We start from the raw sequence: 12,663 nt of genomic DNA, 5'->3' as shown, positions 1-12,663 counted from the left end.
GTATGAGCGGGAGCATTCAGGAGTCGGCGGGCGTGGAGTGTGGCTTCGACGTGTTCGCCAGGGCCTGTCCGTCGCGGGGGACGCTGGAGCATGTCACCGGGCGCTGGGGCGGGCTGGCGCTGGGGGCGTTGTACGAGGGGTCCTTGCGGTTCAATGAGCTGCGGCGGCGGGTGGACGGGGTCAGCGAGAAGATGCTGTCCCAGACGCTGCAGGCGCTGGAGCGGGACGGGCTGGTGCACCGGGAGGCGCAGCCGGTCAACCCGCCCCGCGTGGACTACGAACTCACCGACCTCGGCCGCCGGGTCGCCGAGCGGCTGCTCGCGCTCATCCACTGCGTGGAGGGCGCCATGGACGAGGTCCTCGCCGCCCGCGCCCGCTACGACGAGACGCGCGGCGCCCGCTGACACTTCGGGCAGAAGTAGCTGGACCGGTTCATCCACGGGCGCCGCAGCATCGGCGTACCGCAGCGGCGGCAGGGCAGGCCCTCACGGCCGTAGGCGTCCAGGGAGCGGTCGAAGTAGCCGGACTCGCCGTTGACGTTGACGTACAGGCTGTCGAAGCTGGTGCCGCCGACTTCGAGGGCCGCGTTCATCACGTCCCGTACGTGGCCGAGGAGTTCGGCGGTGACCGGGCGGGTGAAGGTGGCCGTGGGGCGCTCGTAGTGCAGGCGGGAGCGCCACAGCGCCTCGTCCGCGTAGATGTTGCCGACGCCGCTGATCAGCGACTGGTCCAGCAGGGCCCGCTTGATCGTGGTGCGCTTGCGCCGCAGGGCCTGGTGGAACACCTCGTCGTCGAAGACCGGGTCCAGCGGATCGCGGGCGATGTGCGCGATCACGTCGGGCAGGCCCTCGGCGGTGTTGTCGTGCAGCGAGAGCCCGCCGAAGGTGCGCTGGTCCACGAAGCGCAGCTCGGTGTCCAGCTCGTCGGCGAACCGGACCCGTACCCGCAGGTGCTTCTCGTCCGGCGCCGTGTGCGGCTGCACCAGCAACTGCCCGCTCATCCCCAGGTGGGCGAGGACGGACTGCCCGGTGTCCGCGAGCGGCAGCCACAGGTACTTGCCGCGCCGGCTGGGCGTCCCGAACCGGTGCCCCTTCAGCCGGTGCGCGAAGTCGTCGGCCCCCGCCAGGTGCCGCCGCACCGCACGCGGATGCAGGACCTCGGCCTCGGCGACGGTACGCCCGCCGACCCACCGCTCCAGCCCCCGCCGGACAACCTCGACCTCGGGCAACTCGGGCATCGACAACCCCCTGTGGGAACCGTTGGGAAGAACCGAGCGCCCGCCCCCGACGGACGGGGGCGGGCGCTCGGGATGTGCTCGGTCAGGCGGTGGCGGACGACGGTGCGTCGTCCGGGGCGGCCTCGGCCTCGACGGCCTTCGCCGCTTTGGCGCGCTCGTCCGCGGCGGCCTTGATGGCCTGCCAGGCGGACTCGGCGGCCTGCTGCTCCGCCTCCTTCTTGCTGCGGCCGGTGCCGGTGCCGTACGAGACGCCCCCGACGCGGGCAGCAGCAGTGAAGGTCTTCTCGTGGTCCGGGCCGGTCTCCGTGACCAGGTACTCGGGCACGCCGAGCCCCTCGATCGCGGTGAGCTCCTGGAGACTGGTCTTCCAGTCCAGGCCGGCTCCGAGGTTCGAGGACTTCTCGATCAGCGGGTCGAAGAGCCGGTGGACCAGCTCGGACGCCGCGTCGAGGCCCTGATCGAGATAGACCGCGCCGATCACCGCTTCCAGGGTGTCGGCGAGGATGGACGCCTTGTCCCGGCCACCCGTGCCCTCTTCACCACGGCCGAGCCGGATGAAGGAACCCAGGTCGAGGCCACGGCCGACCTCCGCCAGCGCACGCGAGTTGACCACCGCGGCCCGCAGCTTGGCCAGCTGGCCTTCGGGCAGGTCGGGGTGGATGCGGTACAGCGTGTCCGTGACGACGAGACCGAGCACGGAGTCCCCGAGGAACTCCAGCCGCTCGTTCGTCGGCAGGCCGCCGTTCTCGTACGCGTAGGAACGGTGGGTCAGCGCACGCACCAGAAGGGCGGACTCGACGTGGTAGCCGAGCCGCCCTTCCAGAAGCGTGTGGGACGAGGCCATGTTCTCCGCCTTGCCGTTCCCGCGTCGGCGGGAAGCGTTGGCTTCGGCGTCTTCCACCTTCTTGGCAGTGGACACAGTGCCTCTCACCGGCCGCTCAGACCTCGAGGACCTGGCGCTTGTTGTAGGTGCCGCAAGACGGGCACGCGATGTGCTGCTGCTTGGGCTCGTGGCAGCGCTCGCACGCAACCAGGGTGGGGACCGCAGCCTTCCACTGCGACCGGCGGTGGCGCGTGTTGCTGCGCGACATCTTCCGCTTCGGAACAGCCACGGCTACTTCTCCTGCTTCTCGTCGGCACGTGCTGATCGAGGCACGTCGCCGCTCATCTCGTCCTTCTCGCCGTCCGACATGGTGTCGGCGAGTCCCTGCAATGCCGCCCAACGGATGTCGAGGGCGTCGTGGTGGTGGTCCGGGTCGTCCGTGAGCCGCGCTCCGCATTCGGAACACAGACCCTGACAGTCGTCCTGGCACACCGGCTGCATCGGCAGTGCGAGCACCACCGCATCCCGCAGCAGAGGCTCGAGGTCGATCAAGCCGTCCTCGATGTACTGCCTGTCCTCGTCGTCCTCGGCGTCGTCGCCCGGTTCCGCGATCACGCGGCCACGGTCGTCGGCGTCAGGGTACGAGAACATTTCCTGGAAGTCCGCTTCGAGCTCCAGCCCGACCGGCTCCAGACACCTTACGCACTCCCCCTTGGCCGATGCACGGGCGGTGCCTGTGACAAGCACCCCTTCCATGACCGACTCCAGACGGAGGTCCAGCTCGAGCGGGGCGCCTTCCGGCACTCCGACGACGCCCTCGATACCGAGGTCCCGGGGGGCGTCGACCTCGCGGGTCAGGCGCTGCATCGCACCAGGCCGCCGGCCCAGCTCGTGGGTGTCGATCACGAGAGGGTTGCGGTGGTCGAGGCGTGCGTTGGAAGCCATTCCTGCTTTCGGTCCGGGCTAGGAGGGACGCGGCCCGATGGTGTTCCGGGCAGCGCGGATCGCGGGGATACACGCGACCGAACAGCCAGGATACTGGACCTTTCACTCAGGGCCCAATCGGGTCCCCGGGCGACTACAGCTCGCGGCCCTGTTCGTACGCGCGGAGCTGCTCCGCGCTGATCATGCCGGTGTCGAAGAAGCTGGTCTCGTCCAGCGCGTAGTCCTGCCGGCCCTGCTCCTGCTGCTGCCCCTGCTGCTGGTTCGGGTCGTACGGCGCCTGCTGGGCGTCGTAGCCGTGGAAGGCGCCCTCGGCCTGCGGGGCGTAGCCGTTGGGAGCCGCGTACGGGTCCTGCTGGTAGCCGTACGCCTCCTGGGGGGCGTAGCCGGGCTGCGCGGGGTAGGCCGCCGGGTAGGCGTCGGGCTGCTGGTAGCCGTACGTCTCCTGCGGCTCGTACACCGGTTCCCGGGCCGGTGCCGGGGCCGCCGGGGCACGCTGGGCCGGGGCGGGCGGGGTGTCGGCGAGGGCGGCGAGGTCGGCCAGGTAGTCGGCGTCGCTGGAGTGCTGGAAGGTCGTGGTGTCGTCCGCGAGCGCGCCCAGGTCGTCGGTGGCGATCCGGCCGTGCAGCTTCTGCCGGCCGCGGTGGACGGCCTCCAGGGTCTTGGCGAGCACCGCCTCGAAGGCGCCGAGCTTGACGTCGACGTAGGCGTCCGCGTCGTGGCGCAGGGTCTCCGGGTCCTGGCTGCGCTCGGGGGCGTCCTCGTCCTCGTAACCGTGCTCGTCCAGACCGGGGCCGGTGCCGAGCAGCTTCTCCCGGCCGCGGCCGACCGAGCCGAGGGTCTTGGTGAGGACGACCTCGAAGTTGGCGAGCTTGGAGTCGACGTAGTCGTCGGCGTCCGCCCGGATCTGCTCGGCCTCGGCGCGGGCCTCGGCCAGGATGCGGTCGGCCTCGGCCTGGGAGTGGCGGGCGACCTCGGTGCCGGCGATCAGGCTGCCGCGCTCGGCGTGCGCGCTCTCGATGATCCGCTCGGCCTCCTGGCGGGCCTGCTCGACCATCTGCTCGCGGCCCCCGATCAGCTCCTGGGCCTGCTCGAGGGAGCCGGGCAGGGCCTGGCGGACCTCTTCGAGCAGCGCGAGCAGTTCCGCGCGATTGACCACGCAGGAGGCCGACATGGGCATCGACCGGGCACCGGAGACCGCCGAGACGATCTCGTCGAGCTTCTTCTGGACGTCCACCTGGCTCGCCACTCTCTACTGCTGTGTTGGAGACGGACGGGACGACTGTACGGCCCTGGGGCGGCCGTCCGACACCGGGTGACGTGTTGTCACCTCGCCCGGCCGCACCCCTGGGGCGTCAGTCCTTCCGGAGCCGGTCGCCGAGCGCCCGGAGCACCTGCGGGGGCACCAGGTGGGAGACGTCGCCGCCCCAGGCCGCGACCTCCTTGACCAGGGAGGAGGAGAGGAAGCTGTAGGTGGGGTTGGTGGGCACGAACAGCGTCTCGACACCGGTGAGGCCGTTGTTCATCTGGGCCATCTGGAGCTCGTAGTCGAAGTCGCTCACCGCGCGCAGGCCCTTGACGATGGCGGGGATGTCGCGGTCCTTGCAGAAGTCGACGAGGAGGCCGTGGTGGGCCTCGACGCGGACGTTGGCGTACTCGGCGGTGACCTCGCGGATCAGGCCGATCCGCTCGTCCACGTCGAACAGGCCCTTCTTGGAGGTGTTGATCATCACCGCGACGAACACCTCGTCGTACAGGCGGGAGGCGCGGGCGATGATGTCGAGATGTCCGTTGGTGATCGGGTCGAACGATCCGGGACAGACGGCGCGGCGCACGGGAGATCCCTCGCTCTCGGGTCCGGTCATCGTGCGTCTTCGCACGGTGAGGCGGCGCGACCGTACCAAAACGTTCCCTCGCCGTAGCGACGGGACCGGATCGGCTCGAACCCCTCCGGCCAGTGGAATTCGCCCCCTCTGGTGCTGCGCTCCACGGTGACGAGGGCTTCGGCGGTCAGCCAGCCCCCGGAGCGGAGTGTGAGGAGGATCTCGCGGAGATCGTCGTCCGAGACGGCGTACGGGGGGTCGAGGAAGACCAGGTCGTAAGGGACGGCGGGGGGTGCGGTACGGATGACTTGTTCCGCTTTGCCCGCCTTCACTTCGGCGCCGGGCAGGCCCAGGGTGCGGACGTTGTCGCGGACGGTTCTCGCGGCGCGGGCGTCGGCCTCTACGAGGAGGGCGTGCGCCGCGCCGCGGCTCAGTGCCTCCAGGCCGACCGCGCCGGAGCCGGCGTAGAGGTCCAGGACTCGTTCGCCGTTCAGGGGAGTGCCGAGGAGGGACTGCCAGGTGGAGAAGAGGGCTTCGCGTGCGCGGTCGGAGGTTGGGCGGGTGCCGGTCCCCGGCGGGACGGCCAAGCGGCGTCCGCCTGCCGTGCCGGCGATCACGCGGGTCATGTGAGCGGTCCTTCTTCTTGGGGGTTCTTCTATTTTCGCAGGTGGTAGGGGGTCTGCTGGTGCGTTGGCGGGTGCGGGTGCCGGGTGGCCGATCGCGCAGTTCCCCACGCCCCTTCGGGGGAAAGCCACTTCAGCCCTTTTCCAGGTACTGCTCTCTTTCCTCGTCCAGGAGGGCCTCCAGGGCTGTGCGCAGGCCGGGGAGGCGCTCCAGCTCCGGGTCCGCCGCCACCAACACTGCCGCTTCCTCTCTTGCCTCCGCGATGATTTCCTCGTCCTCGATCACCTCCAGGACCCGGAGGCTGGTACGGGCGCCGGACTGGGCCTGGCCGAGGACGTCGCCCTCGCGGCGTTGTTCGAGGTCGATGCGGGAGAGTTCGAAGCCGTCGAGGGTGGAGGCGACGGCGTTGAGACGCTGGCGGGCCGGGCTCGCCTCGGGCATCTCACTGACCAGGAGGCACAGGCCGGGGGCCGAGCCGCGGCCGACGCGGCCGCGCAGCTGGTGGAGCTGGGAGACGCCGAAGCGGTCGGCGTCCATGATGACCATCGCGGTGGCGTTGGGGACGTTGACGCCGACCTCGATGACCGTGGTGGCGACCAGCACGTCCGTCTCCCCGGCGGCGAAGCGGCGCATCACGGCGTCTTTGTCGTCGGGGTGCATCCTGCCGTGCAGCACCTCGGCCCTGAGGCCCTGGAGCGGGCCGCGGGCGAGCTGGTCGGCGATGTCGAGGACGGCGAGCGGGGGCCGCTTGTCGCCCTCGGCGGCCTTCTTCTCGGCGGCGCTCTCGTCCTCGTCGCCGATGCGGGGGCAGACGACGTACGCCTGGTGGCCGTTCTCGACCTCCTCCCGGACGCGCTCCCAGGCGCGGGCGAGGAAGTGGGGCTTGTCGGCGGCCGGGACGACATGGGTGGCGATCGGGGAGCGGCCGGCCGGGAGCTGATCGAGGACCGAGGTCTCCAGGTCGCCGAAGACCGTCATCGCGACCGTGCGCGGGATCGGGGTGGCCGTCATCACGAGCAGGTGCGGGGGCTGCTTGCCCTTGCCGCGCAGGGCGTCACGCTGCTCGACGCCGAAGCGGTGCTGTTCGTCCACGACGACCAGGCCGAGGTCGTGGAACTGGACCTTGTCCTCGATGAGCGCGTGGGTGCCGATGACGATCCCCGCCTCACCGGTGACGATGTCGAGCAGCGCCTGCCTGCGCGCGGCAGCCCCCATCGACCCGGTCAGCAGCACCACCTTGGTCCCGTGCTCCGACCCGCCCAGCATGCCCCCCTCGGCCAGCTCTCCCATCATCTCGGTGACCGACCGGTGATGCTGCTGGGCCAGCACCTCGGTGGGCGCGAGCATGGCCGCCTGCCCCCCGGCATCGACCACGGCGAGCATGGCGCGCAACGCCACCATGGTCTTGCCCGACCCCACTTCTCCCTGGAGCAGCCGGTGCATCGGGTGGGCGGTGGCGAGGTCGGTGAAGATCTCGGCGGAGACGCGTTGCTGGCCCTCGGTGAGAGTGAAGGGGAGGCGGGCGTCGAAGGCGGTGAGCAGGCCGTCTTCGAGGGGGCGGCGGGGGACGGCGGGGAGCTGGGTGTCGGCGTAGCGGCGGCGGGCCAGGGCGACCTGGAGGACGAACGCCTCGTCCCACTTGAGGCGGGCGCGGGCGTCGGCGATGTCGGCCTTGGCGGCGGGACGGTGGATCTTGACCAGGGCCTCGGGCAGCTCGACCAGGCCACGCCCCTCGCGCAAGGACTCGGGGAGCGGGTCGACGGCCTCCTGGACGCTGGGCAGCACGGTCTGCACCGCCTTGCCGATCTTCCAGGACTCCAGTTTGGCGGTGGCGGGGTAGATCGGGATCAGGGAGCCCGCCCAGCTCTCCACGGCCTCGTCGCCGTCCTCGGCGTCCTTGTCCAGCAATTCGTACGCCGGGTGGGCGAGTTGGAGGCGGCGGTTGAAGACGGAGACCTTGCCGGAGAACATCGCGCGGGTGCCGGGCAGCAGTTCCTTGTGCGGTTTGTGCACGCCGTTGCCGAAGAAGACCAGTTGGAGGCGGCCGCTGCCGTCCGTGATGGTGACCTCCAGCCGCTGGCCCTTGCCGCGCGGGGCGCGCGAGGAGGCGAAGGTGTGCAGCCGGGCGTCGGCGACCTGGGCGACCACGGTGACGTGCTCGTCCATGGGCAGGTCGGCGAGGTGGGTGAGCTGGCCGCGCTCCTCGTATCTGCGGGGGTAGTGGTGCAGGAGGTCGCCGACGGTGTGCAGGCCGAGGTTCTCGGCCATCACCTTCGCGGTGGCGGGACCGAGCACCTTCTTCAGGGGTTCTCGCAGTGCGGGCACGAGATCCATTGCACACCACACCACCGACATCGCCGTACAGGTGACTCCGCCCGGCCCCGGCGAGATCCCCGAAACACCTGGTCAGCTCGGACCTCCGGGCCTAGGATGACGCGCCTCCGGCCATCCCCCGCGGTCACCGCCCCCACGGCACCCGACCGCCCGACCCCGCGCCGCGCGAAGCACCTCCCACCGGCGCCGTGACGATGGACTCCCAGACCTCCCAGTCATCCCCGGCCTCCGAGCCCGCCCCTCCGCACACCTTCCAGGTCGACCTGCGCGGTCTGGTCGACCTGCTCTCCCAGCACCTGTACTCCAGTCCCAGGGTCTACCTGCGCGAGCTGCTCCAGAACGCCGTGGACGCGGTCACCGCCCGGCGGGCGGAGGAGCCCGGCGCCCCGGCGCGGGTGCGGCTGTTCCCGGACGGGCGGGGCGGGCTCAGGGTGGAGGACAGCGGCATCGGGCTCACCGAGTCGGACGTGCACACCCTGCTGGCGACCATCGGCCGCAGCTCCAAGCGGGCGGAGGGCCTTGAGGAGACCCGCTCCGGGTTCCTCGGCCGGTTCGGCATCGGTCTGCTGGCCTGCTTCGTGGTCGCCGAGCGCATCCGCGTGGTCAGCCGCAGCGCCCGTACGCCCGGCGCCCCGCCGGTGGAGTGGACGGCCGCCGACGACGGCTCGTACACCGTGCGGACCCTGCCGGACTCGGCGCGCCCGGAGCCGGGCACGACCGTGCACCTGGTGGCGCGGCCGGGTGCCGGTGAGTGGCTGGCGCCCGCGCGGGTGCGCACCCTGGCACGGGACTTCGGCTCGCTGCTGCCGTACGACGTACGGGTGGACGACGAGCCGGTCACCGACCTCCCGGCGCCCTGGGACCGCCCCTGGCCGAGCCAGGAGGAGCGGCGGGCGGCGCTGGAGGCGCACTGCCGGGAGCTGTTCGGCTTCACCCCGCTGGACGCGATCACGCTGGACGTGCCGCTGGCCGGGGTGCGCGGGGTGGCGTACGTCCTCCCCTCGGCGGTGAGCCCGGCGCAGCGGGCCACGCACCGGGTGCACCTGAAGGGCATGCTGCTCACCGAGCGCGCCGAACAGCTCCTGCCCGACTGGGCGTTCTTCGTGCGCTGCGTGCTGGACACGGACACGCTGCGGCCCACCGCCTCGCGCGAGGCGCTGTACGAGGACGAGACGCTGGCCGGGGTGCGCGAGGCGCTGGGCGCGCGGGTGCGGGACTGGCTGACGGGGCTCGCGGCGGGTGCCCCGGAGCGGCTCTCGGCCTTCCTGGCCGTGCACCATCTCGGGGTGCGGGCGCTGGCCCGGCACGACGGCGAGATGCTGCGGGTCATGCTGCCGTGGCTGCCGTTCGAGACCAGTGACGGGGAGCTGTCGCTGGAGGAGTTCGCCCGACGGCACCCGGTGGTGCACTTCACCCGGAGCGTGGAGGAGTTCCGCCAGGTCGCGCCGATCGCCGCGGCCCAGGGCATCGGGGTGGTGAACGGGGGTTACACCTACGACGCGGAGCTGGTGGAGGCCCTGCCGTCGGTGCGGCCGGGCACGGTGGTCGCGGAGCTGGACGCGGACACGGTGACCGCGCATCTGGACTCGGTGGACCCGGCGGCGGAGCTGGCGCTTTCCGGCTTCCTGGCGGCCGCGCGGGCCAGGCTCGATCCGCTGGACTGCGATGTGGTGCTGCGGGCGTTCCACCCGGTGTCGGTGCCCGCACTGCATCTGGACGACCGGTCGGCGCGGCACGAGCGGGCGCGGGCGGACGCGGAGGAGCGGGCGGACGACCTGTGGGCGGGCATCCTGGGCTCGCTGCGCGGCACCGCGCCACGCGCCCGGCTGGTGCTGAACCATCTCAACCCGCTGGTGCGGCGCGTCGGTTCACTGACCGACCCGGAGCTGACGGGCACGGCGGCCGAGGCGCTGTACGGCCAGGCGCTGCTGCTGGCCCACCGCCCGCTGCGGCCGGCCGACTCGGCGCTCGTGAACCGGGCGTTCGCCGGACTGCTGGACCGGGCGGTACTCGGAGAGGGCGAGGGACGATGAGCCGGATCATGGACTTCGAGGCGCTGCGCCAGGCCATGGCGGAGAACGCGGAGCGGCCGGAGGGCCCGGCGCGCAACGCGCGCGCCGAGGAACTCCTCACCGAGGCCGAGAAGCTGGACATCCCGCTCGCGGTGATCGAGGCGCTCGGTCATCAGGTGAAGGTCTACAACTACAGCTCGGAGAAGGACCGGGTGTTCGTCCCGTTCGCGCGGCTGCTGCGGATGTGGGACGAGCGTCCGGAGGACTTCGACGCGTACGAGGCGCACGCGCTGCACTGGACGTTCAAGTGGATGACCGCGGGCATGCTGGGCCAGCCGCACATCCCGCTGGCGTCGGTGGAGAACTGGCTCGCCGAGATGGAGCGCCGTTACCGGGTCGCCGGGTATTCCGAACGGGCCGTGCGCGCGGCCGAGTTCGGCATCGCCTCGCACATCGGGGACCGGGCGCGGGCCGAGCGGGCGTACCGCGCGTGGCTGGCCGCCGACCGGGACGACATGGCCGACTGCCACGCCTGCGAGCTGGGCGGGCAGGGCGGCTGGCAGGCGCGGTCGGGGCGGGACGCGGAGGCGCTGGAGCTGTGGACGCCGGTGCTGGAGGGCGAGTTCGTCTGTGCGCACGAGCCGCACGGAGTGCTGGCCCGCTCGCTGGTGCCGCTGCTGCGGCTGGGCCGGGTGGAGGAGGCGCGCGCCCATCATCTGCGGGGCATCCGGCTGGTGCGGCCGATGGAGAGCATGCGGGACGCGTACGCCGCCCACGTGGAGTTCTGCGCGCTGAGCGGGAACGAGGAGCGCGCGCTGGAGCTGCTGGCGGAGCGGCCCGCGTACTTCACGGACACCGGGCATCCGCGCAGCCTGCTGGAGTTCCTGGCCGTGGTGACGCTGCTGATGGACCGGCTGGCCGCGCTCGGTCTGGGCGGCCGGGAGGTGCCGGGTCCGGCCGGGCGGACGTGGACCGCGCGGGAGCTGGCCGCGCACGCGCGCGGGGAGGCGCTGGAACTGGCCGCGCGGTTCGACGCGCGCAACGGCACCTCGCACATCGGTGACCTGACCCGCGCCACGATGGCGGCGAAGCCCTTGGTGGAGCGCCTCCCGCTGGGCGTACGGACGGCTCCGGCACCGCCTCCCGCCCCCGAGGAGGTCCCGGCCGAAGAGCCGGGGGTGCCCGAGCTGCTGGCGCGGGCACGGCGGCTCTCGGAGACCCTCCAGCCGGACGCCCCGCAGGCATGGGCGGCCCTCGCGTCGGCCGCCGGCGTTGCCGAACTCGACGCACGCGGGCGTGCGGAGCTGGCCGACAACGAGGCGATGGTCCACGGCCCCGAGGGCATCCCGCTCTTCGAGGAGGCCGCCGCCCTGTACGCGGAGGCGGGCGACCCCGGCGAGGCCCTTGCGGCACGCGCGCGTGGAGCGTACGTACGCGCCCTGACCGGCGACACGGAGGCGGCCCGCAAGACGGTCGACGAGTTGTACGACGAGGTGCTCGCGCTGTACGCGGAGGAGGCGACCGGCCCCCGGCAGACGGCCGGAGTGCTGATCAGCCGGGCCCGCGTGCTGATGCGCCGCGTCCACGAGGGCGCCCCGGCAAAGGAGGCGGAGCGGGCCGCGCGGGAGGTGCTGGCGTTCGTCGGCGGCCGCACCGGGGACGACGTACGGCTGGTGGCGCGCGGGGCCGAGGCGCGGGCCATGCTGGCGGAACTGGCCGAGCTGGGCGGGGACCTGCCGCGCGCGGCCGGCCTCTTCCGGCGGGCGGCGGCCGAGTACACGGGCGCGGGGCTGCCCTGGTTCGCCGTGGAGTACGAGGCGCGGGTGGGGGCGCTGTCCCAGCACCTCGGGGAGCCGGCCGAGGCCGAGCGGGCGCTGCGGTCGGCACTGGAGCACGGCGGGGCGTATCTGGAGCCGACCGGGCGGGCCCAGCTCCATCTTCAGCTCGCGGAGCTGATCGGGGCGCGGGGCGGCACCGAGGAGGCGGCCGGGCATGCCCTCCAGGCCGCGCACTGGGCGGACGAGGCGGGCGAGAGCGGCACCTTCGGCGCCTGGGGCCGGCATCTGCTGGGCGGACTGCTGCTGCGCCAGGGGCGCTGGACGGAGGCGGCCGAGGTGCTGGAGTCGGCGCTCACCGAGCTGTCGGCCGAGGTGCACGGGGACGGCGCGCTGGTGCAGACCCGCTGGTGGCTCGGGGACTGCCTGAGCGAGCTGGGCGAGCACCGGCAGGCGGCCGAGCACCGGCTGCTGGCGGCCGGCATCGCCGAGCACTGGCCGGAGCAGGAGGACCACGCGACGCTGGCCCACCTGGCCGGGGAGTCCCTGGCCGAGGCGGATCTCCCCGCGGAGGCGGACCGGGCGTACGTACGGGCGGGCGACCTGTGGGAGGCGCTGGGCAACCCGTACTTCAGCGTGCGCGCGCTGCGGGCCCGTGCCTGGCTGGCGCCCCGGCTGGAGGCGGGGGTGCCGGGCGCGCGGGCGCTGATGGCACGGGCGGCGCGGGTGTGCGGGGAGGCGCTGGCGGAGGCGGACGACCAGCTGGAGGAGGCCCGGCTGACCACCGAACTCGCGCACACGCACCGCCAGTTCGGCGAACTGCTGGCCTCGGTGGCACAGGAGCGCGAGGAGGCGCTGGCGGAGCTGGAGCGGTCGGCCGCGCTGTTCGCCACCCTGGGCACGGACGGCCTGCACGGCCGCACCGGCGCAGAACTGGCGGCCGCCGCGCTGGAGGCCGGGCTGGGACGGGCGGCCGAGGCACGGGCACGCGCGCGTGCCGTCCTCGCGGCCTACGAGGGCGCCGACGCCACGGACGAAACGGTCCGCCTCCGGCGCGGGACGGCGTCCCGTCTGCTGGACGGGGAGTGACCCC

General features: G+C 72.7%; 11 protein-coding genes. 3 read left to right on the top strand and 8 right to left on the bottom strand.

Features of this window, described 5'->3' with window-relative positions:
* Positions 1–2 precede the first annotated feature (2 nt).
* On the top strand, positions 3–404 hold the full coding sequence (locus tag E5082_RS04790) for a winged helix-turn-helix transcriptional regulator (protein ID WP_135789982.1): 402 nt from the start codon (positions 3–5) through the stop codon (positions 402–404).
* Here the strand turns inward: E5082_RS04790 and mutM are convergent.
* The 8 genes from mutM to recG all read right to left on the bottom strand — a co-directional run bounded on the left by mutM (position 377) and on the right by recG (position 7,783).
* Positions 377–1,237, bottom strand: coding sequence for a bifunctional DNA-formamidopyrimidine glycosylase/DNA-(apurinic or apyrimidinic site) lyase (gene mutM, locus E5082_RS04785; protein ID WP_135789981.1), 861 nt, complete (start codon positions 1,235–1,237; stop codon positions 377–379). The two genes, E5082_RS04790 and mutM, sit on opposite strands and share 28 nt — an antisense overlap.
* An 82-nt stretch (positions 1,238–1,319) precedes the next feature.
* Entirely contained in the window at positions 1,320–2,168 is an 849-nt protein-coding gene (gene rnc, locus E5082_RS04780; protein WP_190045372.1) for a ribonuclease III, read from the bottom strand.
* A gap of 7 nt (positions 2,169–2,175) precedes the next feature.
* On the bottom strand, positions 2,176–2,349 hold the full coding sequence (gene rpmF, locus E5082_RS04775) for a 50S ribosomal protein L32 (protein ID WP_003951102.1): 174 nt from the start codon (positions 2,347–2,349) through the stop codon (positions 2,176–2,178).
* A gap of 2 nt (positions 2,350–2,351) precedes the next feature.
* Positions 2,352–3,005, bottom strand: a complete 654-nt coding sequence (locus E5082_RS04770) for a YceD family protein (protein ID WP_135789979.1) — start codon at positions 3,003–3,005, stop codon at positions 2,352–2,354.
* A 133-nt stretch (positions 3,006–3,138) separates the two neighbouring features.
* Positions 3,139–4,239: a cell division initiation protein gene (locus E5082_RS04765; protein WP_135790139.1), complete on the bottom strand. Its 1,101-nt coding sequence runs from the start codon at positions 4,237–4,239 to the stop codon at positions 3,139–3,141.
* Positions 4,240–4,357: 118 nt separating this feature from the next.
* Complete coding sequence (gene coaD / locus E5082_RS04760) at positions 4,358–4,837, bottom strand: pantetheine-phosphate adenylyltransferase (protein ID WP_229918962.1); 480 nt, start codon at positions 4,835–4,837, stop codon at positions 4,358–4,360.
* Positions 4,838–4,863: 26 nt separating this feature from the next.
* A complete protein-coding gene (gene rsmD, locus E5082_RS04755) occupies positions 4,864–5,451 on the bottom strand; it encodes a 16S rRNA (guanine(966)-N(2))-methyltransferase RsmD (protein WP_135789977.1) in 588 nt (195 codons plus the stop codon).
* A gap of 130 nt (positions 5,452–5,581) precedes the next feature.
* On the bottom strand, positions 5,582–7,783 hold the full coding sequence (gene recG, locus E5082_RS04750; RefSeq protein WP_135789976.1) for an ATP-dependent DNA helicase RecG: 2,202 nt from the start codon (positions 7,781–7,783) through the stop codon (positions 5,582–5,584).
* A 194-nt stretch (positions 7,784–7,977) separates the two neighbouring features.
* On the opposite strand from recG, the gene E5082_RS04745 reads away from it, so the two are divergent.
* On the top strand, positions 7,978–9,816 hold the full coding sequence (locus E5082_RS04745; protein ID WP_135790138.1) for an HSP90 family protein: 1,839 nt from the start codon (positions 7,978–7,980) through the stop codon (positions 9,814–9,816).
* A complete protein-coding gene (locus E5082_RS04740) occupies positions 9,813–12,659 on the top strand; it encodes a carboxylesterase/lipase family protein (RefSeq protein ID WP_135789975.1) in 2,847 nt (948 codons plus the stop codon). Before E5082_RS04745 ends, E5082_RS04740 begins: the two co-directional genes overlap by 4 nt.
* The last annotated feature ends 4 nt before the right edge of the window (positions 12,660–12,663 follow it).

This window comes from Streptomyces griseoluteus (assembly GCF_004784465.1).
In the GTDB taxonomy this organism is placed as follows: domain Bacteria; phylum Actinomycetota; class Actinomycetes; order Streptomycetales; family Streptomycetaceae; genus Streptomyces; species Streptomyces griseoluteus.
The sequence above is the reverse complement of the archived record's forward strand: the minus strand, read 5'-3'. Positions and strand labels throughout refer to the sequence as shown.